We start from the raw sequence: 26645 nt of genomic DNA on the forward strand, positions 1-26645 counted from the left end.
GTGCTGACATTCACCGTGGATGTCGGCAGATCCATTGCTTTCGCGGGCAAGCCTCGCTCCTACAGGGTTATCCACAAGCGCTTAGAAATCCTTGCAGATCCGCAGGGCGTCATAGATGGCCGCGTGGGTGTTGCGCTGCGCCACGCAGTCACCGATGCGGAACAGCAGATAACCGTCGCCCGCCTGGCTCAACGAAGGCTGTGGCTTGATCGCGAACAGCGCTTCGACGTCGACCTGGCCCTTGTTGCGCGAACCTTCCTTGAGCGCGTAGTAGATCGCTTCGTCAGGCCGCACGCCGTTCTCCACCACTACCTGGTCGACCACCCGCTCCTCTTTGGCGCCGGTGTATTCGTTCTCCAGCACCGCCACCAGCTTGTCGCCTTCGCGGTAGACCTTTTCCAGCATCATGTCGCCGGTCATGATCACTTCTTTGGGGTACATGCTGCGGTAGTAGGTCGGGAAGGACGTACCGCCGATGGCCACGCCCGGCTTGATGTCGTCGGTGACGATCTCGACCTGGCTGCCCTTGTCGGCGAGGAAGTCGGCCACCGACATGCCGGTGAACTCGCAAATGGTGTCGTAGACCAGCACGTTCTTGCCCGGCGCGACCTTGCCGTCGAGCACGTCCCAGCTGCTGACCACCAGCCCTTCGGCGGCGCCCCAGTGTTCGTTCTGCTCGAGGAACGGATGCCCGCCGACGGCCAGCACCACGATGTCCGGACGCAGGTCGAGGATGGTCTCGGCATCGGCTGCGGTGCCCAGGCGCAGGTCGACCTTCAGCCGTGCCAGCTCCAGCTGGTACCAGCGGGTGATACCGGCGATCTGGTCGCGTTGCGGCGCTTTCGCGGCGGTGGTGATCTGCCCGCCTATGGCCTCTTTCTTCTCGAACAGGGTCACGTCGTGGCCCCGTTCGGCCGCCACCCGTGCCGATTCCATGCCGGCAGGGCCGGCACCGACCACCACCACCTTGCGTTTCGGCCCGGTGGATTTCTCGATGATGTGCGGCACGCCCAGGTACTCACGGGAGGTCGCGGCGTTCTGGATGCACAGCACGTCCAGGCCCTGGTACTGGCGGTCGATGCAGTAGTTGGCGCCCACGCACTGCTTGATCTGGTCGATCTGGCCCATCTTGATCTTGGCGATCAGGTGCGGGTCGGCGATGTGCGCGCGGGTCATGCCGACCATGTCGACATAGCCGCCTTCCAGGATACGGGTAGCCTGGTTCGGGTCCTTGATGTTCTGCGCATGCAGCACCGGAACCTTGACCACTTCCTTGATCCCGGCAGCCAGGTGCAGGAACGGCTCCGGTGGATAACTCATGTTCGGAATCACGTTGGCCAGGGTGTTGTGGGTGTCGCAACCCGAACCCACGACGCCGATGAAATCGAGCATGCCGGTGTCGTCGTAATACTTGGCGATCTGCTTCATGTCCTCGTGGGACAGGCCGTCCGGGTGGAACTCGTCACCGCAGATACGCATGCCCACGCAGAAATCGTCGCCGACTTCGGCGCGCACTGCCTTGAGCACTTCCAGGCCGAACTTCATCCGGCCTTCGAAAGTGCCGCCCCATTCGTCGGTCCGCTTGTTGACCCGCGGGCTCCAGAACTGGTCGATCATGTGCTGGTGCACGGCGGACAGTTCGACGCCGTCCAGGCCGCCGGCCTTGGCCCGGCGCGCGGCCTGGGCGTAGTTGCCGATCACCCGCCAGATCTCTTCCGGCTCGATGGTCTTGCAGGTGGCGCGGTGCACCGGTTCACGGATGCCCGACGGCGACATCAGGGTCGGCCAGTTGAAACCGTCCCAGCGCGAGCGGCGGCCCATGTGGGTAATCTGGATCATGATCTTGGCGCCGTGCTTGTGCATGGCATCAGCCAGATTCTGGAAGTGCGGAATGATGCGGTCGGTGGACAGGTTCACCGAGCTCCACCATTCCTGCGGGCTGTCGATGGCCACCACGGACGAGCCGCCACAGATCGCCAGGCCGATACCGCCCTTGGCTTTCTCTTCGTAATACTTCACGTAGCGGTCGGTGGTCATGCCGCCGTCGGTGGCGTAGACCTCGGCGTGCGCGGTGCTGAGCACCCGGTTGCGGATGGTCAGTTTGCCGATCTGGATCGGCTGGAACATCGCTTCGAAAGCCATTTTTCTTAACTCCGCTTACAACGGCTTGACGGTGAACAGGCCATCGTCGTGGCCTTCTTCGGAACCGCCGTAGACCTGTTCGGCGACGGTGCGGATCTTGCTACCGCGGGCGGCCAGAATCTGGTCCATGGCGCCGGCGAACCAGCCGGTGAACATGTAGTCGACCTTGCGCCCGACCTTGCCGTACACATAGACGAAGGCCGAGTGTTCGAGCTTGACGCTGGCGGTGCCCTTGTCGAGGTCGATGTCCTGGATCTTGAACAGGCCCCAGCCGCGCTGCGACAGGCGCTTCATGTAGTGCTCGAACACCGCGACGCCTTCCAGGCCGTGGCATTCGGCTTCTTTTTCGCACCAGTGCCAGGCGGACTTGTAGCCGGCCTTGTAGAGGATCTCGGCATAGGCCTCGGCGCCCAGCACTTCCTCGATGCCCATGTGGTTGTTGACGAAGAAGTGACGCGGCACGTACAGCATCGGCAGGGCGTCGGAGGTCCAGACACCGGTTTCGCTGTCGACTTCGATGGGCAGTTGCGGGGCGATCTTGGCCATGGGTAAAAACTCCAGAATTCTTTGGATTGGTGCATCTGTAGCCGCTGCCGAAGGCTGCGATAAGGCTCGAAGAGCCTTCCGAGGACCGCAAGAACGCGTCTCCTTCGGAGCCGATCGCAGCCTTCGGCAGCGGCTACTGGTGTGTGCAGTGGAAGGTTGGCGTTATTCGCCCCAGACGTCCTTGAGGACGTTGACCCAGTTCTCGCCCATGATCTTGCGCACCACACGCTCGGAGTGACCGCGCTTGAGCAGGGTCTCGGTGAGGTTGGGGAACTCGCCCACGGTGCGGATGCCCAGCGGGTTGATGATCTTGCCGAAGTTGGTCAGGCGACGGGCGTAGCCCTTGTCGTGGGTCAGGTATTCGAAGAAGTCCTGGCCATGGCCCTGGGTGAAGTCGGTGCCGATGCCGATGGCGTCTTCGCCGACGATGTTCATGGTGTATTCGATGGCTTCGGCGTAGTCGTCGATGGTCGAATCGATGCCCTTGGCCAGGAACGGCGCGAACATGGTCACGCCGACGAAACCACCGTGGTCGGCGATGAATTTCAGTTCTTCATCGGACTTGTTGCGCGGGTGCTCCTTGAGGCCCGACGGCAGGCAGTGGGAATAGCAGACCGGTTTCTTCGATTCGAGGATGACTTCCTCGCTGGTCTTGGAGCCGACGTGGGACAGGTCGCACATGACGCCGACGCGGTTCATCTCGGCGACGATCTCGCGACCGAAGCCCGACAGGCCGCCGTCGCGCTCGTAGCAGCCGGTGCCCACCAGGTTCTGGGTGTTGTAGCACATCTGCACGATACCCACGCCCAGCTGCTTGAACACCTCGACGTAGCCGATCTGGTCTTCGTAGGCGTGGGCATTCTGGAAGCCGAAAAGGATGCCGGTCTTGCCCAGCTCCTTGGCCTTGCGGATGTCGGCGGTGGTGCGCACCGGCATCACCAGGTCGCTGTTCTCGCGGATCAGCTTCTGGCTGGAGGCAATGTTGTTGACCGTGGCCTGGAAGCCCTCCCACACCGACACGGTGCAGTTGGCCGCGGTCAGGCCGCCCTTGCGCATGTCTTCGAACAGCTCACGGTTCCACTTGGCAATGATCAGCCCGTCGATAACGATGCTGTCGGCGTGCAATTCGGCTGGGCTCATCAGGCAGTCCCCTTATTGGCAATTCATGCGCCGAATCGTCTGCCGGCGCTTTGGGGTCAGCATATGCCTCGGTGCCCGGGCAGCCGGGTGCAAAAACGACAGGGGAATTGCCGAAAGCGTCAATCCGCGACAAAGGGTCTGCCAGGCGTCCCTTGCCCCATCTGTTCTTTGTCATGCGCATGGGCCAGAATCCGCCGCATCACTGGATTAGAGGGGGCTGCGACGCAATGAAATCGATCTTCCTGGCTTTGGCACTGCTGGCGACTGGCGCACAGGCGGCTGAAGAAGCCGACAACTCCCCGTGCGACAGCGTCGAACAGGACCAACAGACTCTGGAATGCGCCACTTTCAACAAAACCACCGCCGAGCAACTGCTGAGCGACAACCTGCAGGGCCTGCTCGAACGCCTGGGCACGCAATACGGCAGCGACAAGGCGCAGCTGGCCGACATCACCGCCAAGGTCCAGAACGCCCAGCAGCTGTGGCAGAAACAGCGCGACGCCGACTGCGCCATCGACACCTTCCCCGCCAAACCCGGCAGCAAGGCCTACGCCATTGCCCAGGCCGATTGCCTGGCGCGCATGAGCGATGAGCGGTCGGAGTTTCTGGAGTCGATCGGGCAGGAATAGGCCCGACCGATGCCTCTGCGGCAACCGTCATGACGTCATCGCGAGCAAGCTCGCTCCTACAGGTATGGCGCAACGCCTGTAGGAGCGAGCTTGCTCGCGAAAATCCCCTGACCTTCCCCTCCCCCCAGCTGTAACAAGCCATGAGCAATACCCGGACAAGGTTCTCGCCTTGGCCCGCAGGCGAATATAAGCAAAGATTGCTTAATCTTATAAAAGGCTTATATTCGTTCATGAACAGCATCCTGTGGACCCGTAAGGCCGTCAAACAACTGCTGCGATTGCACAGCGCCCATCAGGTACAGATCCGCGATGCGGTGACCTTGCTCGGCGACATGCCCGATACCGGCAACGTCAAGGCACTCAGCGGCCACACCTATGCCTACCGCCTGCGAGTGGGCAACTATCGAATCCTGTTCGACTGGGATGGCGCTATCCGAGTGGTCAGTATCCAAGAGGTCAAGAAACGTGACGAACGCACCTACTGACATCCAGATCATCAATGGCACGGACGGCAAGCCGGCGTTCGTGGTGATCCCTTATGCGCACTATGTGGCGCAACAGCAGGAGCCGGACCTGATCCCCCATGACGTGGTCAGCCGCATCGTTGACGGCGCCACGCCGATCCGCGCCTGGCGCGAACACCTGCACCTGACCCAGGACGAGGTCGCCAGGCGCCTGGGCATCTCCCAGCCGGCCTTCGCCCAGCAGGAAAGCGTCGCCAAGCCCCGACGCGCCACCCGCGAGAAGATCGCCGCGGCCTTTGGCATTCGCGCCGACCAGCTGGAACTGTAAGCTGCACGCCATTCACCGAGAAAAGGTCTTTCCATGAGCATCTGCGGCATCGAAATCAAAGGCAGCGAAGCCATCTTCGCCTTGGCCACCCTGCAAGACGGCACGGCGCAGCACCTGGCCAACGCCTGCAAGAAAATCGCCCTGGACGACGATGACGAAGCCGCCAACGTCAAAGCCTTCGCCACCCAGGTCGCCGCCTTCGTCCGCGACAACGGCATCAGCCGCATCGCCATCAAGAAACGCAGCAAAAAAGGCGAATTCGCCGGCGGCCCGACCACCTTCAAGATCGAAGGCGTGTTCCAGCTACTGGACAATTGCGAAGTGACCCTGCTGTCGCCGCAGACCATCAATGCGCAGAACAAAAAGCACAACTTCGACCTGCCGGCGACGCTGAACAAGTATCAGCATGAGGCGTACAAGACCGCCTGTGCGGCGCTGCTGAAAAAATAACCCTGCGTAGGAGCGAGGCTTGCCCGCGATGGCGGTTTGTCTGACGCTGCGCGTTGCCTGCATCGCGAGCAAGCTTCGCTCCTACAGGATCAGGTCGCTCAGGCCTTCAGGCTTTGGCGCCGGTCTTCCCGCGGGCACTGGGCAAAACGCGCGCGATAGCTGCGGGTGAAATACGAGGGTGACTCGAAGCCGCAGGCGATGCTGACTTCCAGCACGCTCATGTCGGTCTGGCGCAGCAGTTGCCGGGCCTTTTCCAGGCGCAGCCCCAGGTAGAAGTTGCTCGGGGTGTCGTTCAGGTGCAGGCGGAACAAGCGTTCGAGCTGGCGTCGGGTGACCTTGATCGACTCGGCCAGTTGCAGGGTGCTCAGGGGCGGCTCGCTGTGTTGCTCCATCTCGCCGATCACCTGCACCAGTTTCTTGTTGCGGATACCGTAGCGGGTGGCGACTTCCATGCGCTGGTGGTCCTTGCGCGGGCGGATGCGCCCGAGCACGAACTGTTCGCTGACCTGGATCGCCAGCTCCGGGCCGTGGGCCTGGCCGATCAGGTCGAGCATCATGTCGATGGACGCGGTGCCGCCGGCCGAGGTGATGCGCCGCCGGTCGATCTCGAACAACTCCTGGGTCACGCTGAGCTGGGGATAGGACTCCTTGAACGCCTCGATCGCTTCCCAGTGCAGGGTCACGCGGTGGCCTTCGAGCAGCCCGGCTTCGGCCAGGACCACGCTGCCGGTGTCGATGCCACCCAGGGTCACGCCCTCCACATCCAGGCGGCGCAACCAGTGCACCAGCGCCGGGGTGACGAACTTCAGTGGCTCGAAGCCGGCCACCACCAGCAGGGTCGCGCCCTTCTTCAACGGCTCCAGCGCCGCATCGGCGTTGACCGACATGCCGTTGCTCGCCAATACCGCGCCGCCATCGGCGCTCAGCACATGCCAGCGATACAGCTCGCCGCGAAAGCGATTGGCCACGCGCAGCGGCTCGATGGCCGAGATGAACCCGATGGCCGAGAAGCCCGGCATCAGCAAGAAATAGAAATCCTGGGACATGGAACGCACTCGGATGACGGGCAGCGTGGCCACTGTGATACGCCGTTTCCACGCCGGGTTCAAGACGAAGGTCGCTGCAGTGCAAGAGCCGGTCGCCGCTGTGCGTTTTCAGCGCCCGCCGGCTGCGTAACGTGGCATCACCGGCGCACATAGACGCCGGGACCGACAATAACGACCTGCCGAGGAAACCTTCATGAAACGACTGATCAGCAGTTGCGTCCTTGCACTCAGCGGTACCGTCTTTCTCAGCTCCGGCGCGATGGCCGCCGACGCCGCCAGCTGCCAGAACGTGCGCCTCGGCGTGGTCAACTGGACCGACGTGATCGCCACCAGCGCCATGGCCCAGGTTCTGCTCGACGGCCTCGGCTACAAGACCAAGCAGACCAGCGCCTCGCAGCAGATCATTTTCGCCGGCATCCGCGACCAGCGCCTGGACCTGTTCCTCGGCTACTGGAACCCGCTGATGACCCAGACCATCACCCCGTTCGTCGACGCCAAGCAGGTCAAGGTACTGGCCGAGCCCAGCCTCAAGGACGCCCGCGCCACCCTCGCGGTGCCCACCTACCTGGCGGACAAGGGCCTGAAGACCTTCGCCGACATCGCCAAGTTCGAGAAGGAGCTGGGCGGCAAGATCTACGGCATCGAGCCCGGCTCGGGCGCCAATACCCAGATCAAGGCGATGATCACCAAGAACCAGTTCGGCCTGGGCAAATTCCAGCTGGTCGAATCCAGCGAGGCCGGCATGCTGGCGGCGGTGGATCGCGCGGTACGACGCAAGGAAGCCGTGGTGTTCTTCGGCTGGGCGCCGCACCCGATGAACGTCAACGTGCAGATGACCTACCTCACCGGCAGCGACGACGCCCTGGGCCCGAACGAAGGCATGGCCACGGTATGGACCGTCACCGCGCCGACCTACGCCGAACAGTGCCCGAACGTCAGCCGGCTGCTGAGCAACCTGACCTTCAGCGCCGAGGACGAGAGCCGCATGATGCAGCCACTGCTCGACCACAAGGACGCCCTGGAGTCGGCCAGGCAATGGCTGGCCGACCATCCGCAGGACAAGGCGCGCTGGCTCGAAGGGGTCACCACCTTCGATGGCAAGCCGGCCGCCGGCAACCTGAAACTGACCAGCCAATAACCACCCCGAACTCCCTCTGCGCAGCGCCAAACCGCTGCGCAGCGACTCACCACGCCTGTAAGGAACCCGCACCATGAACCACGACGTCATCATCACCTGCGCACTCACCGGTGCTGGCGACACGACCGCCAAGAGCCCCCACGTGCCGGTCACCCCGAAACAGATTGCCGCCGCCGCGGTGGAAGCGGCCAAGGCCGGCGCCACCGTGGTCCACTGCCACGTGCGCAACCCGCAAACCGGCAAGTTCAGCCGCGACGTCGCGCTGTACCGGGAGGTGATGGAGCGTATCCGCGAAGCGGACGTCGACATCATCGTCAACCTCACCGCCGGCATGGGCGGCGACCTGGAGATCGGCGCCGGCGAAAACCCGATGGAGTTCGGCCCCAATACCGACCTGGTCGGCCCGCTGACCCGCCTGGCCCACGTCGAGGAGCTGCTGCCGGAAATCTGCACCCTGGACTGCGGCACCCTGAACTTCGGCGACGGCGACACCATTTACGTGTCCACCCCGGCGCAACTGCGCGCCGGCGCCAAGCGCATCCAGGAACTGGGGGTGAAGGCCGAGCTGGAAATCTTCGACACCGGCCACCTGTGGTTCGCCAAGCAGATGATCAAGGAAGGCCTGCTGGACGACCCGCTGTTCCAGCTGTGCCTGGGCATTCCCTGGGGCGCGCCGGCCGACACCACCACCATGAAGGCCATGGTCGACAACCTGCCGGCGGGCGCGGTCTGGGCCGGCTTCGGTATCGGCCGCATGCAGATGCCAATGGCCGCGCAGGCGGTGCTGCTGGGCGGCAACGTGCGGGTCGGCCTGGAGGACAACCTGTGGCTGGACAAGGGTGTGCTGGCGACCAACGGCCAGCTGGTGGAACGCGCCAGCGAGATCCTCAGCCGCCTCGGCGCCCGCGTCCTGACCCCGGCCGAGGGCCGGGCCAAGATGGGCCTGAGCAAGCGCGGCTGATCCCGAAGGCGGTTGCCTGTAGCCGCTGCCGAGCCCGCGAGGCTGCGCACGGCTGCAATGCAGCCGCCACAAGGGCGACCACGAGTTACCTGATCCACCGCGCCGACCGGCCTTACGACTGCTGCGCAGCCGCACGCAGCCTCGCGTTGCTCGGCAGCGGCTACAGATATGTTCACTTTTGACTTTCAGGAAACCTGTCATGAGCTTTATCACCGAGATCAAAACCTTCGCTGCCCTGGGCAGCGGTGTCATCGGCAGCGGCTGGGTAGCGCGCGCCCTCGCCCACGGCCTGGACGTGGTGGCCTGGGATCCGGCGCCCGGCGCCGAGGCGGCCCTGCGCAAGCGCGTGGCCAATGCCTGGGGCGCCCTGGAGAAACAGGGCCTGGCACCGGGCGCGTCCCAGGATCGCCTGCGCTTTGTCGCGACCATCGAGGAGTGCGTGAAAGACGCCGACTTCATCCAGGAAAGCGCCCCGGAACGCCTGGAACTGAAACTCGAGCTGCACGCCAGGATCAGCGCCGCGGCCAAGCCCGATGCGCTGATCGGCTCCAGCACCTCCGGCCTGCTGCCGAGCGAGTTCTACGAGAGCTCCACCCACCCGCAACGCTGCGTGGTCGGCCACCCGTTCAACCCGGTGTACCTGCTGCCGCTGGTGGAAGTGGTCGGCGGCAAGAACACCGCGCCAGAAGCCGTGCAGGCCGCGATCAAGGTCTATGAATCCCTCGGCATGCGCCCGCTGCATGTGCGCAAGGAAGTCCCGGGCTTTATCGCCGACCGTCTTTTGGAGGCGCTGTGGCGCGAGGCCCTGCACCTGGTCAACGACGGCGTCGCCACCACCGGCGAAATCGACGACGCGATCCGCTTCGGCGCCGGCCTGCGCTGGTCGTTCATGGGTACCTTCCTGACCTACACCCTGGCCGGGGGCGATGCCGGCATGCGGCACTTCATGGCCCAGTTCGGCCCGGCCCTGCAGCTGCCGTGGACCTACCTGCCGGCCCCGGAGCTGACCGACAAGCTGATCGACGACGTGGTCGAAGGCACTGCCGAGCAGCTCGGCACACACAGCATTTCGGCGCTGGAACGCTATCGTGATGACTGCCTGCTCGCCGTGCTCGAAGCGGTGAAAACCACCAAGGCCAAACACGGCATGAGCTTCAGCGAGTAACCCTGACGCCCCCCTGTAGCCGCTGCCGCAGGCTGCGATCGACTCCGAAGGAGACGCGCTCTTGCGGCCCTCGGAAGGCTCTTCGAGCCTTATCGCAGCCTGCGGCAGCGGCTACAGGTTCAGCCCGCCATTTTCGTGAGCCCATGACATGCCTGCACTCACCACCTACACCACCCGCATCATCCCCGACTGGGTCGATTACAACGGTCACCTGCGGGACGCCTTCTACCTGCTGATTTTCAGCTACGCCACCGACGCCCTGATGGACCAGCTGGGCATGGACAGCAACCACCGCGAAGCCAGCGGCAACTCGCTGTTCACCCTGGAGCTGCACCTCAATTACCTGCATGAAGTGAAGCTCGATACCGAGGTCGAAGTGCGCACCCAGATCATCGGCCACGATCGCAAGCGCCTGCACCTGTACCACAGCCTGCACAAGGTCGGTGGCGACCTGGAACTGGCCGGCAACGAGCAGATGCTGCTCCACGTCGACCTCGCCGGCCCGCGTTCGGCGCCGTTCAGCGAGCCGGTGCTGAACAGGCTGCGAGCCATCGCCGCCGAGCAGGCCGACCTCCCCGCCCCCGCCTGGATCGGCCGGGTGATTGCCTTGCCGCCGGAAAAATAACCACCCCTGGGTCTGTACGAAAAGTCGGCGAGCGAAGGTCAGGCAAGGCAAAAACAGGCGAGGAAGCGGAGTGTAGGGGCCTACATGAGCATTCCGAGCCTGTTTTTAACGCAGCATGACCGAGCGCAGCCACTTTTCGTACAGAGCCTAAAAAAGGACTGCACCGTGAATACCTCCACCGCTTTTGCCGACTTCCGCAGTTACCCGTTGATCAGCGCGTTGACCGCCGTACAAGCCCTGGCGGACCGTGTTCAGGTGCAGTGGGCCGACGGTCGCTCGAGCCCCTTCCATCATGAGTGGCTGCGCGACAACTGCTCCTGCCCGCACTGTGTCTACAGCGTCACCCGCGAGCAGGTGCTGGAGATAGTCGACGTCGCCGAAGACCTGGCCCCGGCGTCCAGCCAGATCGACGCCCAGGGCTGCCTGAGCATCGCCTGGCAGGACGGCCACCTCAGCCGCTTCGACCCGGGCTGGCTGCGGGCCCACGCCTACGACGATGAAAGCCGCGCCGAGCGCCGTGCGCGCCGGCCGCAAAGCCAGCTGTGGGACAGCCGGCTGCAACTGCCGGTATTCGAATACCAGGCGCTGATGGAGGACCCGCAGGCGCTGTTGCAATGGCTGCTGGCGGTGCGCGATATCGGCCTGACGCAGGTCCGCGGCGTGCCCACCGAACCGGGGTCGCTGGCCCAGGTCGCCAAACGCATTGCCTTTATCCGCGAGAGCAATTTCGGCGTGCTGTTCAACGTACAGTCCAAGGCCGACGCCGACAGCAACGCCTACACCGCCTTCAACCTGCCGCTGCACACCGACCTGCCGACCCGCGAGCTGCAACCGGGCCTGCAGTTCCTGCATTGCCTGGTGAACGACGCCGAAGGTGGCGAAAGCATTTTTGTCGACGGTTTTGCCATCGCCGACGCTTTGCGCCGCGAAGACCCCGAGGCATTTCGCGCGCTGTGCGAGATCCCCCTGGAGTTTCGCAACAAGGACCGCCACAGCGACTACCGCTGCCTGGCGCCAGTGATCGCCCTGGATGCAGTGGGCGACGTCGCGGAGATCCGCATGGCCAACTTCCTGCGCGGGCCGTTCGAAGCCTCGGTGGACGACATGCCCCGGCTCTACCGCGCCTATCGACGTTTTATCGCCATGACCCGCGAGCCGCGCTTTCGCCTGACCCGGCGCCTCAACCCCGGCGAACTGTGGTGCTTCGACAACCGCCGCACCCTGCACGCGCGCAACGCCTTCGACCCCGCCAGCGGCGCGCGACATTTCCAGGGGTGCTACATCGACCGCGACGAGCTGCTGTCGCGAATCCTGGTGTTGCAGCGCTAGACCGCGTCGGTTCTATCGCGAGCAAGCTCGCTCCTACAGGTACGCGCAGTTTCCTGTAGGAGCGAGCTTGCTCGCGAAAAAAACTCCCAGGCGGCGCATTTTTTCCAGACAAAAAAAGACCCCGATCAAGCCGTGACAGGATCGGGGCAGAGGAGGTTTTCTGAGGAGCCGACACGAGGGTGACCAAACCTTCGATGACCGAGCTGGAATCCAGTGTGCCCAGTCGCCCTCAAGCCAAGTTAGCCGAAAACGACCTGTTCATAGGCATCCCGGCCATTGCGACAATTCGCCCTTGCCGACTGTCCGGACGGCTACCAGAATCGGCTCACGACCACGCTCCCTGAACAAGGATAAGAGTCATGATGCACGCGGATCTGATTGACCAGGACGACCTGCTCGGCCAACTGAGGGCCCTGGGTTTTGAAATGCCAGCCGGCGCCACGGCCGACCAGGCCTGCGAGTGCGCGGTGCGCGGCTTGAGCGATGCCCGGGCCAAGGCCCTCAAGGGCATGGTCGAGCAGATGCTCACCGGCAATGCGACCATCCTGCCGGCCGTGCGCCAGGCCATCGACAAACAGCTGTTGCCGGCCCTGGCCCAGTTCCAGAACAGCCGCGCCTGAGCCTTCGCCGGGAGCGGATCGCGGCGTAGAGTGCGGTACTTGCACACCAAGGAACCGCCCCCATGATTCGAATCGAACCCTGCCAGTCAGCCCATCGATCGGGCTGGCTGTCATTGCGCCAGGCGCTGTGGCCCGACTGCCCGGCCGAGGAACACCTGGAGGAAATCGCCAGCTTGCTGGACGACCCGCAGCGCTATATCAACCTGCTCGCTTATACCGCCGAGGGCCAGCCAGTGGGATTGGCCGAAGCTTCGTTGCGGCGCGACTACGTCAACGGCACCGAGCATTCGCCGGTGGTGTTTCTGGAGGGGTTGTACGTCAGCGCCGAACAGCGGCGCCAGGGCATTGCCGAACAACTGATAGAAGCCGTCGCCCAATGGGGACGGGACCAGGGCTGCGTGGAAATGGCTTCGGATACCGGCCTGGAAAACCTGTTGAGCCAGACCGTGCACAAGGCGCTCGGTTTCGAGGAAACCGAGCGCGTCGTGTACTTCAGGAAAAGCCTGTGATTACAGCCTGACGCTGGCGAAGGTCGATTCGTTGCGCGCCTGGCTCAGCGAAGACATCGGGCCAGCCAGCACCAGCGCCTGCGGAATCGGCATCATCGCCACCTGTTGAGCGGTGTTGGATCCTACGCGTTCGTCACGCGGTGGAATGCCGAAGTACTCGCGGTAGCACTTGGAGAAGTGCGGCGTGGAGACGAAACCGCAGACCGAGGCCACTTCGATGATCGACATCGGCGTCTGCTTGAGCAGCTGGCGGGCGCGGATCAGCCGCAGCTTCAGGTAGTAGCGCGATGGCGAGCAGTGCAGGTATTTCTGGAACAGCCGCTCCAGCTGGCGCCGCGATACCGAGACATAGACCGCCAGTTCGTCGAGGTCGATCGGCTCTTCCAGGTTGGCTTCCATCAGCGCGACGATTTCCTGCAACTTCGGCTGGTTGGTGCCGAGCATGTGCTTGAGCGGCACGCGCTGGTGATCCTGCTCGTTGCGGATGCGTTCGTAGACGAACATTTCCGAGATCGCCGCCGACAGTTCACGGCCGTGATCGCGGCTGATCAGGTGCAGCATCATGTCCAGCGGCGCGGTGCCGCCGGAGCTGGTGAAGCGGTTGCGGTCGAGGGTGAACAAGCGAGTGCTCATGGCCACCCGCGGGAAAGCTTCCTGCATCGAGGCCAGGCATTCCCAGTGCACGCTGCAATCGAAACCGTCGAGCAGGCCGGCGCAGGCCAGGGCCCAACTGCCGGTGCAGACCGCGCCGAGACGGCGGGACTGGCGCGCCTGGCTTTGCAGCCAGGACACATGCTCGCGGGTCACGGTGCGCTGGATGCCGATGCCGCCGCAGACGATCACAGTGTCCAGGGCGGGGGCTTTGTGCATGGAGGCGTCGGGGGTGATCTGCAGGCCATCACTGGCCCAGACCTGGCCGCCGTCGACGCTGAGGGTGGTCCAGCGATACAGCTCGCGACCGGACAACTGGTTGGCCATGCGCAGCGGCTCGACCGCGGAGGCCAGGGAAATCAGCGTGAAATTGTCCAGCAGCAAAAAGCCGATGGATTGAGGCGCACGGTTCTGGGGTTGAGCCCCGGAGTTGAACGTCGTCATCGCGGTATCTCCTCACACAAAGCAGGTGATGGCCTCAGGCGGAGGCTCTTGTTATTGCCATCATTCTCACGTGGGAGACGGGCTTTGTGATGACAGAGCAATTGCCATGCCTAAAATTGAATGGCCATTCAATAACTCCTGAAAACGACGTCGCGATGCGTCTATATAAGCCGTGCGCAATGTGCGGGTTATCAGTGCCGAATCGGCCGTGGAGGGCCCTGGGCCGGTGGCTGTGAGCAAATCGGTAGCACTTGTGGGAACGGCGAGAAACGTCCCGGGAAAAGAGTGTCACCGCAAGCACAGGCGGGCGCTCAGCCGAGGTGAGTGAAAAACCTGACCGATGAGCCCTTGGACTTACCTGTTTGCGACGCTCCAAAAGGTGGCGAGGGCGTCGCGGGGTGTTCAATTTATGAGCAGAACATTGCCATTGAGGTGGGTGAGTTCTGCTTGTGGATGGTGGTGAAATACCGGGCGTCATCGCGAGCAAGCTCGCTCCTACAGGAGAACGCGGCACCTCGTAGGAGCGAGCTTGCTCACGATGGACCGCGCAGCGCCCCCACTGCTTAAGGCCTCAACACTCCACAGCGCTGACCGCCAACCCGCCGCGCGATGTCTCCTTGTATTTGTCATGCATATCGGCGCCGGTATCGCGCATGGTGCGGATCACCCGGTCCAGGGAAATGAAGTGCTGGCCGTCGCCGCGCAGGGCCATTTGCGCGGCATTGATGGCCTTCACCGCGGCAATCGCGTTGCGCTCGATGCACGGCACCTGCACCAGGCCGCCGACCGGGTCGCAGGTCAGGCCGAGGTTATGCTCCAGGCCGATTTCCGCGGCGTTGCACAGCTGCTCCGGCGACGCCCCGAGAATCTCCGCCAGACCGGCGGCAGCCATGGCGCAGGCAGAACCCACCTCGCCCTGGCAACCGACTTCGGCACCGGAGATCGAGGCGTTCTTCTTGCAAAGGATCCCCACCGCCGCCGCGCCGAGGAAAAAGTCCACCACGTTGGCGTCGGTGACATCCTCGCTGAAGCGCATGAAGTAATGCAGCACCGCCGGAATGATCCCGGCCGCGCCGTTGGTCGGTGCCGTCACCATGCGCCCGCCGGCGGCGTTCTCTTCATTGACCGCCAGGGCATACAGATTGACCCACTCCATGGCGCTCAGGGTCGAGCCGATCACATTGGGTTTGTTCAATTCCTGCAGGCTGCGGTGCAGCTTGGCCGCGCGGCGTCGCACATTGAGCCCGCCGGGCAGGATGCCTTCATGCTTGAGGCCCTGCTCGACGCAATCCTGCATGGCCTGCCAGAGCTTCATCAGGCCCGCGCGGATCTCCTCCTCCGAACGCCAGACCTTCTCGTTGGCCATCATCAGTTCGGCCACCCGCAGGTTGTGCTTCTGGCACAGGCTCAGCAGCTCCACGGCGCTGGAGAAGTCGTAAGGCAATTCAGTGCGATCCAGGTCCACCACGCCGCTGCTGGCCTGGGCCTCGTCGACGACAAAACCACCGCCCACGGAATAATAGGTATCGCGGTACAGCTCCCCGGACTCGCCTTCGGCCACCAGGGTCATGGCGTTGGGGTGGAACGGCAGGTTCTCGTCGAGCAGCAGCATGTCGCGCGCCCAGACGAAGGGGATCGGCAGGCGGTTGTCGAGCAGCAGGGTATTGGTTTCGCGCAGGGTCTCGATGCGACCGCCGATCTGCGACGGATCGATCGCATCCGGCCATTCGCCCATCAGCCCCATGATTACCGCGTTGTCGCTGCCGTGCCCGATGCCGGTGGCCGACAGCGAACCGTAGAGCCTTACCTCGATGCGGCGCACCTGCTCCAGCAGGTCTTTTTCCCGCAGCGCCTGGACGAACAGCACCGCGGCGCGCATGGGCCCGACGGTGTGGGAACTGGAGGGGCCGATGCCGATTTTGAACAGGTCGAAAACACTGATAGCCATTACTGCGAAACTCCTCGATGAGCACACGCCGGGCGCCCAAACGCCCGGTGGCGAAGCTGCTACGCTCAAGCAGTAATCCGCCGAGATACGCGCATCATCAGGCTTTTGCAGTGTCGTTCGACGTCTCACACCGACTCACTCATGCCCACCAACGCCGTGGCCCGCCGACCTCCGGTTCTGGCCGTTTTTTTGCGGTTCAGATGGGCAAAAAGTGCTGAAAAAAGCTGTAAGCGACCTTACCGACACTGGATGCGACCCTCCCTGTACTGGATACGACGCACCCTGTAGGCGTCAGATTTTCACTGGTACATGATCAGTCTCGACTCGATTGCAAGGCACTGTGGTAGAGCTGTCCCACTCGCCCCAACCGCAACACTTATAAGTGCGGTCAGACACACCGCCAGAAAACACCCAGGAGTCCATCCCATGAAAGGTTCCCCGTCGTTGTTGTTGGCCGCCATGCTGAGTCTGCCGCTTCTGGCGCACGCCGCAGAACCGGCGCAATGCAGCACCGTAAACTTCTCCGATGTCGGCTGGACCGACATCACCGTCACCACCGCGACCACCAGCGTGGTTCTCGAGGCACTTGGCTACAAGACCAAGACCACGATGATTTCCGTGCCGGTGACCTACAAGTCCCTGGCCGACGGCAAGAACATGGACGTGTTCCTCGGCAACTGGATGCCGACCATGGAAAACGACATCAAGCCCTATCGCGATGCCGGCACTGTGGAAACCATCCGCGCCAACCTGGAGAACGCCAAGTACACCCTGGCGGTCCCGGAAGAGCTGTACAACAAGGGCCTGAAGGATTTCGCCGACATCGCCAAGTTCAAGAAAGAACTGGACGGCAAGATCTACGGCATCGAGCCGGGTAACGACGGCAACCGCATGATCCAGAGCATGATCGACAAGAACGCCTTCGGCCTGAAAGACGCCGGCTTCAAGGTGGTCGAGTCCAGCGAGGCGGGCATGCTGTCCCAGGTCGAGCGCGCGCAACGGCGCAGCACCGCGGTGGTGTTCCTGGGCTGGGAACCGCACCCGATGAACACCCGTTTCAAGATGAAGTACCTGACCGGCGGCGACGAGTTCTTCGGCCCCAACTACGGCCAGGCGACCATCTACACCAACACCCGCAAGGGCTACGCCGAGGAATGCAGCAACGTTGGTCAGTTGCTGAAGAATCTGTCGTTCACCCTGAATATGGAAAGCACCCTGATGGGTAACGTCCTGGACGACAAGATGAAGCCCGAGGCGGCCGCCAAGGCCTGGCTGAAGAAAAACCCCGAGGTACTCGATACCTGGCTCGCTGGCGTGACCACCATTGACGGAAAACCAGGCCTGGAGGCCGTGAAAGCCAAGCTTGCGCAAGCTGCTAATTAAGTAGGTCGCTTACGCCGGGTGGGTTCGCCCGCCCGGGCTGTTTATTCCTTGCATGCGGACGTTCAATACCATGCTCATTGATCAGAAAATCCCTTTAGGCCAGTACATCGCTGCCTTCGTTGAATGGTTGACGCAACACGGCGCCAACACATTCGATGCGATCGCATCGACCCTGGAAACGATGATCCACGGCGTGACGTTTGCGCTGACCTGGTTCAACCCGCTGGCCTTGATCGGCCTGATTGCCTTGCTGGCGCACATCATTCAACGCAAATGGGGCCTGACGGCCTTTGTCGTGCTGTCCTTCCTGCTGATTCTCAATCTGGGTTACTGGCAGGAAACCATGGAAACCTTGGCCCAGGTGCTGTTCGCCACCCTGGTCTGCGTGCTCATTGGCGTGCCGTTGGGCATCGTCGCCGCGCACAAGCCGATGTTCTACACCATGATGCGTCCGGTGCTCGATCTGATGCAGACCGTACCGACCTTCGTTTACCTCATTCCTACCCTGACCCTGTTCGGTCTGGGCGTTGTGCCGGGCCTGATCTCCACGGTGGTGTTCGCCATTGCCGCGCCGATCCGCCTGACCTACCTGGGCATCCGCGATGTACCACAAGAGTTGATGGACGCCGGCAAGGCCTTTGGCTGCTCGCGCCGTCAACTGTTGTCGCGTATCGAGCTGCCCCACGCCATGCCGAGCATCGCTGCCGGCATCACCCAGTGCATCATGCTGTCGTTGTCGATGGTGGTGATCGCAGCCCTGGTGGGCGCCGACGGCCTGGGCAAACCCGTGGTCAACGCACTGAACACCGCCGATATCGCCCTGGGCTTCGAAGCAGGCCTGGCAATCGTACTGCTGGCGATCATGCTCGACCGTATCTGCAAACAACCCGAAGCCAAAGTAGGGGGTGACGCATGAGCATAATCCGCTTCGATAACGTCGACGTTATCTTCTCCAAGGATCCACGCGAGGCGCTCAAGCTGCTGGATCAGGGCATGAGCCGCAACGAGATCCTGAAAAAGACCGGCCAGATCGTCGGTGTGGAAAAGGCCAGCCTGGACATCGAGAAAGGCGAAATCTGCGTGCTGATGGGCCTTTCCGGCTCCGGCAAGTCGAGCCTGCTGCGCTGCATCAACGGCCTCAACACCGTGAGCCGCGGCAAGCTGTTCGTCGAGCATGAAGGCCGGCAGATCGACATCGCTTCCTGCACCCCGGCGGAACTGAAGATGATGCGCACCAAGCGCATCGCCATGGTGTTCCAGAAGTTCGCCCTGATGCCCTGGCTGACCGTTCGCGAGAACATCAGCTTCGGCCTGGAAATGCAGGGCCGGCCGGAAAAGGAACGGCGCAAGCTGGTGGACGAGAAACTCGAGCTGGTGGGCCTGACCCAGTGGCGCAACAAGAAGCCCGACGAACTGTCCGGCGGCATGCAGCAACGTGTCGGCCTGGCCCGCGCCCTGGCGATGGACGCCGACATCCTGCTGATGGATGAACCTTTCTCCGCCCTCGATCCGCTGATCCGCCAGGGACTGCAGGACGAACTGCTGGAACTGCAACGCAAGCTGAGCAAGACCATCGTGTTCGTCAGCCATGACCTCGACGAAGCCCTGAAACTGGGCAGCCGCATCGCCATCATGAAAGACGGCCGGATCATCCAGTACAGCAAGCCGGAAGAGATCGTGCTGAACCCGGCGGACGACTATGTGCGCACCTTCGTCGCCCATACCAACCCGCTCAACGTGCTCTGCGGCCGCAGCCTGATGCGCACCCTGGACAACTGCAAGCGCATCAACGGCTCCGTGTGCCTGGATCCGGGTGGCGACTCCTGGCTCGACCTGGCCGAGGGCAACACCATCAAGGGCGCACGCCAGAACGGCGCCAGCCTCGACCTGCAGAACTGGATCCCAGGCCAGGCGGTGGAAGGCCTGGGCCGCAAGCCGACCCTGGTCGACTCCAGCATCGGCATGCGCGATGCGCTGCAGATCCGCTACCAGACCGGCAACAAGCTGGTGCTGCACGACAACAACAAGGTGGTGGGGATCCTTGGCGACAGCGAGCTCTACCACGCGCTGCTCGGCAAGAACCTGGGGTAACAGCGACACGTAAACAAAAACGCCGCGACATTGATCGCGGCGTTTTTGTTTTATCGGGTAAGGCTTCGGCAGATTGCCCCCTGCTGCAGGGGCCAGCTTGCTGGCGATGGGGGCGTTGCTGATATTGCGGGGAACCAGGTACATCGCTTCGCGGGCAAGTCGGATCGCCGCCCGCTCGCTCCTACAGAGGCATGCGCGTGCGTCTTCTGTAGGAGCGGCCGGTCGATGCTCGATTGCCCGCGATGAAGGCGACGCGGTGTAACAGGGCTACACCGCGCCTTTCACCTCTTAGCTGTAGACCCGGCCAAGGAGCTGTCGATGGCTTTCGAACTGATCGAGCACGTCACGGGTGATCTGCTCCTGAGTGAAGCCCATCAAGTCGTATTCCTGACTGCCGTTGTGCAGGTAGACCTCGGCGCGGTAGTAGCGCGCACGCTCTTCCGGCGCATCGGCCGATTCGCTCGGCGCCGCCAGATAGCCATCCAGGCTCACTTCATAGACGAAAGGGTTGCCCTCTTCCATCTCGATCCGTACGCCCATGCAGCGCTTGGACTTGCCCAGCAGGGTTTGCACATCCAGGCCCTGGTTGCGCAGCTGGGTAGCGGCTTCTTCCAGTGCCGGCGTCACGTGCTTGTCCATGAAACGCTGGACCACCGCCTGGGTCGGCTGCAGGTCCAGCTGGGTCAGGCGCTCGCTGAAACCACGACGACCACGGGCCGCCAGTTCCGCCTGCTCCTGTTCGATCTGCGTGTCCTGGCGCATGGCCTTGTGCAGGCCGAACATGAAGCACACCAGCACCACCGAGAACGGCAGGCCGGCCAGCACCACCATGGTCTGCATGGCTTCGAAGTTACCGGCGAACAGCAGGCCGATAGTCACCAGGGTGATCACCACCGACCAGAAGATCCGCAGCCAGTGCGGGGCGTCTTCGTCGACGTTGCCGCCCTTGCAAGACAGGTTGGCCATCATCACCGCGCCGGAGTCGGCCGGGGTCAGGAACAGCACGAAGCCGACGAAAATCGACACGCCGATGACAATCTTCGACGCCGGGTAATGATCCAGCAGTTGGTAGATCGCCATGGACGGCTGTTCCAGCGCCGTCTTGCCAAGTTCCACCGCACCGTGGTTCATCACCAGGTCCAGGGCCGAGTTACCGAACACCGACAGCCAGGCCAGGGTGAAGCCCAGCGGAATCAACAGCACGCCCGCCACCAGCTCGCGCACGGTACGGCCACGGGAAATACGCGCGATGAACATGCCGACGAATGGCGCCCAGGAAATCCACCACGCCCAGTAGAACAGGGTCCACAGGCCCAGCCAGCGGTCGGACTTGGCGTTGTCGCCTTCATACACATAGAGGTCGAAGGTCTTGAGCACCACACCGTTGAGGTAGTCGCCGACGTTTTGCACGAAACCGTTGAGCAGGTGCAGGGTCGGACCAAACAGCAGCACGAAGATCAGCAGGCCGCTGAACAGCACGATGTTCAGGTTGGACAAGCGGCGGATGCCGTTTTCCACACCGGATACCGCGGCGATGGTGGCCACGGTGCTCATGACGATGATCACGATCAGCAGGTTGGTGTTGCTGTGTTCCATGCCGAACAGGTTTTCCAGGCCGGAAGACACCTGCATCGAACCGATGCCCAGGTTGGTCACCAGGCCCAGCAGGGTCACGAACATGCCGAAACCATCCACCGCATGACCGGCCGCGCCCTTGACCCAGCGCTCGCCCACCAGTGGGTACAACGCCGAACGCAGCGCCAGCGGCTGGTTGTGGCGGTAGGCAAAGTAGGCCACGGCCAGGCCGACCAGGGCGTAGATCGCCCAGCCGTGCAGGCCCCAGTGCAGGAAAGTCAGCTGCAGCGCCTGGCGCGCGGCCTGGTTGCTGCCCGCTACGCCTTCAGGCGGGTTGAAGTAATGGTCCAGCGGTTCGGAAGCGCCGAAGTACAGCAGCGAGATACCGATACCGGACGAGAACAGCATGCCGGCCCAGGCGCCATAGCTGAAATCCGGGGTGTCTTGCTTGGTCCCCAGCTTGAGCTTGCCGTAGGAGGAAAACGCCAGGCCGACGACGAATACCAGGTAGGCGGCGATCACCACCATGTAGTACCAGCCGAAGCTGCGGGACAACCAGGCCTGGGCAATGCCAAGCAGTCTGCCGGCCTCTTGCGGGGCGATGATCAGAATGGCGGTCAGCAACAGGATCAGCGCGGTAGAGGTGTAGAACACCCAACCGTTGACCCGCACCTTTTCCGGTGGGGTCTTTATAAGAGAGGCAGAACTCATGGCACAGATGCTCCAGGCAGTGCGAGAGAAGAACACAAGGCAACACGGCACCCGACCAATCGGTTAGTTGGCAGCCGACCGACGGGTGATATAAAGACACCCCGAAAAAGCCCGAACCTGCAGGAGTTGCGTTGAGAACCAGCGTCGAAGGCCGAGTGCAAACGTGCAGTTCGTCACCTGGCCTTAAGCGTCTTGCCCATTCAACACATCCGTCCTCGCTGGCTCACGCTATGCCCTGCTTGGGTTTCAGGCTTTTTCGGAGGTCGCTTTTCCGCCATCTACACGCAGGAAGGACCTGGAGGCAGCGACGATTTGTCGCAGATCTTATTCTTTGTTGATTGAACGTTCAATCAAAACAAAATAGACTGGCCCTCACGCCGGTAGCCGTTTTACGACTGCCAGCAGGCCTAAGGAGATGTGCAAGATGCCCAAGGTCGGTATGCAACCCATCCGCCGCCAGCAGTTGATCGAAGCCACGTTGCTGGCGGTCGATCAGGTCGGGATGGGGGACGCCAGCATTGCGCTGATCGCCCGTTTGGCCGGTGTCTCGAACGGCATCATCAGTCACTACTTTCAGGACAAGAACGGCCTGATCGCCGCCACGGCGCAGTATCTGATGAGTGTCCTCAGCGAGAACGTCACCGCGCGCCGTCAGGCGCTGGAGGACAAGAGCCCGCGGGCGCACCTCCAGGTGATCATCGAAGGCAACTTCGACGCCAGCCAGGTCAATGGCCCGGCAATGAAAACCTGGCTGGCCTTCTGGGCCACCAGCATGCACCACCCGTCTTTGCACAGGTTGCAGCGGATCAACGATCACCGCCTGTATTCCAACCTGTGCTGCCAGTTTCGCCGCGTCCTGCCGCTGGATGATGCACGCAGCGCAGCGCGAGGCCTGGCAGCCCTGATCGACGGTTTGTGGTTGCGCGGCGCGCTGTCGGGAGACTCTTTCGACACCGAGCAGGCGCACCGGATCGCTTACGAATACATGGATTTCCAACTGGCTAAGCAGGAGCGCTAGAGCACATTACAAGACGCTCGGCCCCCTGAACTGCCACTGACCAGCGCGCCCAGGCTACACGGCACGCCCAGTGGTGAACGCCAACCACTTATGCACTTGCGAGGACTATCAACATGGCCCGTTTCGAACTGCAAAAACTCTACATTGACGGCGGCTACACCGACGCCGGCAGCGACGCCACCTTCGACGCCATCAACCCGGCCAACGGTGAAGTCCTCGCTCAAGTGCAACGTGCGACCTTTGATGACGTCGAGCGCGCTGTCGTCAGCGCCGAGAAAGGCCAGAAGATCTGGGCCGCGATGACCGCCATGGAGCGTTCGCGCATCCTGCGTCGCGCCGTGGACATCCTGCGCGAGCGCAACGATGAACTGGCTGCCCTGGAAACCCTGGACACCGGCAAGGCCTACTCCGAAACCAAGTATGTCGACATCGTCACCGGCGCCGACGTGCTGGAATACTACGCGGGCCTGGTACCGGCCATCGAAGGCGAGCAGATCCCGCTGCGCACCACTTCGTTCGTCTACACCCGTCGCGAGCCGCTGGGCGTAGTGGCCGGTATCGGCGCGTGGAACTACCCGATCCAGATCGCCCTGTGGAAATCCGCGCCAGCCCTGGCGGCCGGTAACGCGATGATCTTCAAGCCAAGCGAAGTCACCTCGCTGACCACCCTGAAACTGGCCGAGATCTACACCGAAGCCGGCGTTCCGGCTGGCGTGTTCAACGTCCTGACCGGTAGCGGCCGCGAAGTCGGCACCTGGCTGACCGAACACCCGCGCATCGAGAAAGTCTCCTTCACCGGCGGCACCGACACCGGCAAGAAGGTCATGGCCAGCGCTTCCAGCTCCTCGCTGAAAGACGTGACCATGGAACTGGGTGGCAAGTCACCGCTGATCATCTTCGACGACGCCGACCTGGATCGCGCCGCCGACACCGCGATGATGGCCAACTTCTACAGCTCCGGCCAGGTCTGCACCAACGGTACCCGCGTCTTCGTACCGAGCCACCTGAAAGCCGCTTTCGAAGCCAAGATCGTCGAGCGCGTCGCGCGCATTCGCGTTGGCAACCCGGAAGACGAAAACACCAACTTCGGCCCGCTGGTCAGCTTCGCCCACATGGAAAGCGTGCTGGGCTATATCGCCAAAGGTAAGGAAGAAGGCGCCCGCCTGCTGTGCGGCGGCGAACGCCTGACCGACGGCGCATTCGCCAAAGGCGCATTCGTGGCACCGACCGTGTTCACCGACTGCACCGACGAGATGACCATCGTTCGCGAAGAAATCTTCGGCCCGGTGATGAGCATCCTGACCTACGAAACCGAAGAAGAAGTGATCCGTCGCGCCAACAACACCGACTTCGGCCTGGCCGCCGGTGTGGTAACCCGCGACCTGAACCGCGCGCACCGCGTGATTCATCAGCTCGAAGCCGGTATCTGCTGGATCAACGCCTGGGGCGAATCCGATGCCAAGATGCCGGTCGGTGGCTACAAGCAGTCGGGTGTTGGCCGTGAGAACGGGATCAGCTCGCTCAATAACTTCACACGCATCAAGTCTGTGCAAGTCGAACTCGGTGAGTACGCATCGGTATTTTGATTAGCTGATCCAGCTACAAGCGGCAAGTTTCAAGCTGCAAGTAAAAGCAGTTTGTGTTTGCCGCCCCTCTTGTGCACACCGCTCGCTGCTTTTTCTTGCAGCTTGAAGCTTGGAGCTTGCAGCTCCCCTGGAGTACCCATGACTCAAGAATACGACTACATCATTGTTGGCGCAGGATCGGCGGGCAACACCTTAGCGACCCGTCTGACTGAAGACGAAGGCGTCACCGTGCTGCTGCTCGAAGCCGGCGGCCCGGACTACCGCTTCGACTTCCGCACGCAGATGCCTGCGGCGTTGGCATTCCCGCTGCAAGGCCGTCGCTACAACTGGGCCTACGAGACCGATCCAGAGCCACACATGAACGGTCGCCGGATGGAATGCGGCCGCGGCAAGGGCCTGGGCGGTTCCTCGCTGATCAACGGCATGTGCTACATCCGCGGCAACGCCATGGACTACGACGGCTGGGCAAAACTGCCAGGCCTGGAAGACTGGACCTACCTGGACTGCCTGCCGTATTTCCGCAAGGCGGAAACCCGCGACATCGGCCCGAACGACTACCACGGTGGCGACGGCCCGGTCAGCGTGACCACGCCGAAAGCCGGCAACAACCCGCTGTTCCACGCCATGGTCGAAGCCGGCGTGCAAGCCGGTTACCCGCGTACCGAAGACCTCAACGGCTACCAGCAGGAAGGTTTCGGTCCGATGGACCGCACCGTGACGCCTAAAGGCCGTCGCGCCAGCACCGCCCGCGGCTACCTCGACGTGGCGAAAAAGCGTTCGACCCTGAGCATCGTCACCCACGCCCTGACCGACAAGATCCTGTTCGAAGGCAAGCGTGCCGTTGGCGTGCGTTACCTGGTCGGCTCCGCCGAAGAGCGCGTCGAAGCCCGTGCCCGCAAGGAAGTGCTGCTGTGCTCCGGCGCCATCGCCTCGCCACAGATCCTGCAACGTTCCGGCGTCGGCCCGGCCAAGCTGCTGGAAAGCCTGGACATCCCGGTGGTCCACGACCTGCCGGGCGTCGGCGAGAACCTGCAAGACCACCTGGAGCTGTACCTGCAGTACGCCTGCACCCAGCCGGTCTCGCTGTACCCGTCGCTGCTCTGGTACAACCAGCCGGCCATCGGTGCCGAATGGCTGTTCAATGGCACCGGCATCGGCGCCAGCAACCAGTTCGAAGCGGGCGGTTTCATCCGCACTCGCGAAGAGTTCGAATGGCCGAACATCCAGTACCACTTCCTGCCGGTGGCGATTAACTACAACGGCAGCAACGGCGTACAGGAACACGGCTTCCAGGCACACATGGGCTCCATGCGTTCGCCAAGCCGCGGCCGGATCCAGCTCAAGTCGAAGAACCCACGCGACTACCCGAGCATCCTGTTCAACTACATGGCCACCGAGCAGGACTGGCAGGAATTCCGCGACGGCATCCGCCTGACCCGGGAAATCATGCAACAGCCGGCACTGGACGCCTTCCGCGGCCGCGAAATCAGCCCGGGCATCGAAGTGCAGACCGACGAGCAGCTGGATAAATTCATCCGCGAGCACGCCGAAACCGCGTTCCACCCATCCTGCTCGTGCAAGATGGGCACCGACGAAATGGCCGTGGTCGATGGCCAGGGTCGCGTGCATGGCATGCAGGGTCTGCGAGTGGTCGATGCCTCGATCATGCCGATCATCACCACCGGCAACCTGAACGCGCCGACGATCATGATGGCCGAGAAAATCGCCGACAAGATCCGTGGCCGTCAGCCTCTGCCACGCAGCAAGGCGGCCTACTACGTGGCGGGCGATGCCCCGGTACGTGGCAAGCCGGTACGTGAAGTGAGCGCTACCGCGCAGTAACGTCGAACGGCGCCGATCGCAACGATCGGCGCCGTTTTGCTGTATCCGGCCTGTAGCCGCTGCCGCAGGCTGCGATCGGCGGCGCAGCCGACGTAAACCAGCCACCCCGATTCACCAGGCAAGAACCCGATTGCCGAATCACAGACCTTGGCAACGACTACAGTTCTCCAACATTTCCCTGCGCCTCCCCGCTTGATACCGCCCACCGCACCGGCCTAATCTAGGCGCTCGCAGCATTCCCCAGCACCTTTTCCGACCTGGCTTCAAAGCCCTTCGGGCTTTATCGCGAGCAATCGAGCGTCGA

The 26645-nt window shown here is 62.8% G+C and carries 24 protein-coding genes; 17 read left to right on the forward strand and 7 right to left on the reverse strand.

The window, feature by feature from the left end; translation table 11 throughout:
• Positions 1 to 81: 81 nt before the first annotated feature.
• From dgcA to PVZ78_RS30600, 3 genes are all read right to left on the reverse strand, one after another.
• On the reverse strand, positions 82 to 2142 hold the full coding sequence (dgcA, locus tag PVZ78_RS30590) for a dimethylglycine demethylation protein DgcA (protein WP_009051236.1): 2061 nt from the start codon (positions 2140 to 2142) through the stop codon (positions 82 to 84).
• 15 nt (positions 2143 to 2157) lie between these two features.
• Positions 2158 to 2688: a DUF5943 domain-containing protein gene (locus PVZ78_RS30595; protein WP_003228980.1), complete on the reverse strand. Its 531-nt coding sequence runs from the start codon at positions 2686 to 2688 to the stop codon at positions 2158 to 2160.
• A 162-nt stretch (positions 2689 to 2850) separates the two neighbouring features.
• Positions 2851 to 3828: a dipeptidase gene (locus PVZ78_RS30600; RefSeq protein ID WP_007926352.1), complete on the reverse strand. Its 978-nt coding sequence runs from the start codon at positions 3826 to 3828 to the stop codon at positions 2851 to 2853.
• Between the two features lie 227 nt (positions 3829 to 4055).
• Between PVZ78_RS30600 and PVZ78_RS30605 the strand changes: the two genes are divergently transcribed.
• From PVZ78_RS30605 to PVZ78_RS30620, 4 genes are all read left to right on the forward strand, one after another.
• Positions 4056 to 4457: a lysozyme inhibitor LprI family protein gene (locus PVZ78_RS30605; protein ID WP_009051237.1), complete on the forward strand. Its 402-nt coding sequence runs from the start codon at positions 4056 to 4058 to the stop codon at positions 4455 to 4457.
• Between the two features lie 230 nt (positions 4458 to 4687).
• Positions 4688 to 4942, forward strand: a complete 255-nt coding sequence (locus PVZ78_RS30610) for a type II toxin-antitoxin system RelE family toxin (RefSeq protein WP_009051238.1) — start codon at positions 4688 to 4690, stop codon at positions 4940 to 4942.
• Entirely contained in the window at positions 4881 to 5249 is a 369-nt protein-coding gene (locus PVZ78_RS30615; protein WP_050899134.1) for a helix-turn-helix domain-containing protein, read from the forward strand. The genes PVZ78_RS30610 and PVZ78_RS30615 overlap by 62 nt, the downstream gene beginning before the upstream one ends.
• Before the next feature lie 33 nt (positions 5250 to 5282).
• Complete coding sequence (locus tag PVZ78_RS30620; RefSeq protein ID WP_009051240.1) at positions 5283 to 5699, forward strand: DUF3010 family protein; 417 nt, start codon at positions 5283 to 5285, stop codon at positions 5697 to 5699.
• Between the two features lie 98 nt (positions 5700 to 5797).
• On the opposite strand, the gene PVZ78_RS30625 is transcribed toward PVZ78_RS30620, so the two are convergent.
• Positions 5798 to 6745, reverse strand: a complete 948-nt coding sequence (locus PVZ78_RS30625; RefSeq protein WP_016704212.1) for a GlxA family transcriptional regulator — start codon at positions 6743 to 6745, stop codon at positions 5798 to 5800.
• A gap of 193 nt (positions 6746 to 6938) precedes the next feature.
• Between PVZ78_RS30625 and choX the strand changes: the two genes are divergently transcribed.
• From choX to aac(6'), 7 genes are all read left to right on the forward strand, one after another.
• The gene (choX, locus tag PVZ78_RS30630; RefSeq protein WP_009051242.1) at positions 6939 to 7883 is read left to right on the forward strand and encodes a choline ABC transporter substrate-binding protein; all 945 of its coding nucleotides are present in this window, start codon (positions 6939 to 6941) and stop codon (positions 7881 to 7883) included.
• 73 nt (positions 7884 to 7956) lie between these two features.
• Positions 7957 to 8844, forward strand: coding sequence for a 3-keto-5-aminohexanoate cleavage protein (locus PVZ78_RS30635; protein ID WP_009051243.1), 888 nt, complete (start codon positions 7957 to 7959; stop codon positions 8842 to 8844).
• A gap of 199 nt (positions 8845 to 9043) precedes the next feature.
• A complete protein-coding gene (locus PVZ78_RS30640; protein ID WP_009051244.1) occupies positions 9044 to 10009 on the forward strand; it encodes an L-carnitine dehydrogenase in 966 nt (321 codons plus the stop codon).
• Positions 10010 to 10157: 148 nt separating this feature from the next.
• Entirely contained in the window at positions 10158 to 10634 is a 477-nt protein-coding gene (locus PVZ78_RS30645; RefSeq protein WP_273829764.1) for a thioesterase family protein, read from the forward strand.
• A 165-nt stretch (positions 10635 to 10799) separates the two neighbouring features.
• On the forward strand, positions 10800 to 11963 hold the full coding sequence (locus tag PVZ78_RS30650) for a gamma-butyrobetaine dioxygenase (protein WP_273829765.1): 1164 nt from the start codon (positions 10800 to 10802) through the stop codon (positions 11961 to 11963).
• A 359-nt stretch (positions 11964 to 12322) separates the two neighbouring features.
• Positions 12323 to 12583: a hypothetical protein gene (locus tag PVZ78_RS30655; RefSeq protein WP_007925996.1), complete on the forward strand. Its 261-nt coding sequence runs from the start codon at positions 12323 to 12325 to the stop codon at positions 12581 to 12583.
• Positions 12584 to 12645: 62 nt separating this feature from the next.
• Positions 12646 to 13092, forward strand: coding sequence for an aminoglycoside 6'-N-acetyltransferase (gene aac(6') / locus PVZ78_RS30660; RefSeq protein ID WP_110177496.1), 447 nt, complete (start codon positions 12646 to 12648; stop codon positions 13090 to 13092).
• Here aac(6') and PVZ78_RS30665 read toward each other — a convergent pair whose 3' ends face one another.
• A complete protein-coding gene (locus tag PVZ78_RS30665; protein WP_009045963.1) occupies positions 13093 to 14187 on the reverse strand; it encodes a GlxA family transcriptional regulator in 1095 nt (364 codons plus the stop codon). It lies immediately after the preceding gene.
• A 571-nt stretch (positions 14188 to 14758) separates the two neighbouring features.
• Positions 14759 to 16135 carry an L-serine ammonia-lyase gene (locus PVZ78_RS30670; protein ID WP_273829766.1) on the reverse strand — a complete coding sequence of 459 codons (1377 nt, stop codon included), beginning with the start codon at positions 16133 to 16135 and terminating at the stop codon, positions 14759 to 14761.
• A gap of 426 nt (positions 16136 to 16561) precedes the next feature.
• Between PVZ78_RS30670 and PVZ78_RS30675 the strand changes: the two genes are divergently transcribed.
• The 3 genes from PVZ78_RS30675 to choV all read left to right on the forward strand — a co-directional run bounded on the left by PVZ78_RS30675 (position 16562) and on the right by choV (position 19609).
• Positions 16562 to 17518, forward strand: a complete 957-nt coding sequence (locus PVZ78_RS30675) for a choline ABC transporter substrate-binding protein (RefSeq protein ID WP_009051250.1) — start codon at positions 16562 to 16564, stop codon at positions 17516 to 17518.
• A gap of 70 nt (positions 17519 to 17588) precedes the next feature.
• Entirely contained in the window at positions 17589 to 18434 is an 846-nt protein-coding gene (gene choW, locus PVZ78_RS30680) for a choline ABC transporter permease subunit (protein ID WP_007925985.1), read from the forward strand.
• The gene (gene choV / locus PVZ78_RS30685) at positions 18431 to 19609 is read left to right on the forward strand and encodes a choline ABC transporter ATP-binding protein (RefSeq protein ID WP_016704219.1); all 1179 of its coding nucleotides are present in this window, start codon (positions 18431 to 18433) and stop codon (positions 19607 to 19609) included. Before choW ends, choV begins: the two co-directional genes overlap by 4 nt.
• Before the next feature lie 288 nt (positions 19610 to 19897).
• On the opposite strand, the gene betT is transcribed toward choV, so the two are convergent.
• A complete protein-coding gene (gene betT, locus PVZ78_RS30690) occupies positions 19898 to 21895 on the reverse strand; it encodes a choline BCCT transporter BetT (protein WP_103331616.1) in 1998 nt (665 codons plus the stop codon).
• A gap of 424 nt (positions 21896 to 22319) precedes the next feature.
• On the opposite strand from betT, the gene betI reads away from it, so the two are divergent.
• The 3 genes from betI (at position 22320) to betA (ending at position 26341) form a co-directional block, all read left to right on the forward strand.
• The gene (gene betI, locus PVZ78_RS30695) at positions 22320 to 22913 is read left to right on the forward strand and encodes a transcriptional regulator BetI (protein ID WP_009051253.1); all 594 of its coding nucleotides are present in this window, start codon (positions 22320 to 22322) and stop codon (positions 22911 to 22913) included.
• A 113-nt stretch (positions 22914 to 23026) separates the two neighbouring features.
• A complete protein-coding gene (gene betB / locus PVZ78_RS30700; protein ID WP_273829767.1) occupies positions 23027 to 24499 on the forward strand; it encodes a betaine-aldehyde dehydrogenase in 1473 nt (490 codons plus the stop codon).
• Between the two features lie 138 nt (positions 24500 to 24637).
• Complete coding sequence (gene betA, locus PVZ78_RS30705; protein ID WP_009051255.1) at positions 24638 to 26341, forward strand: choline dehydrogenase; 1704 nt, start codon at positions 24638 to 24640, stop codon at positions 26339 to 26341.
• Positions 26342 to 26645: the final 304 nt, after the last annotated feature.

Origin of the sequence: Pseudomonas sp. SBT1-2, assembly GCF_028640875.1 — a bacterium.
GTDB classification, from domain to species: Bacteria; Pseudomonadota; Gammaproteobacteria; order Pseudomonadales; family Pseudomonadaceae; genus Aquipseudomonas; species Aquipseudomonas chlororaphis_I.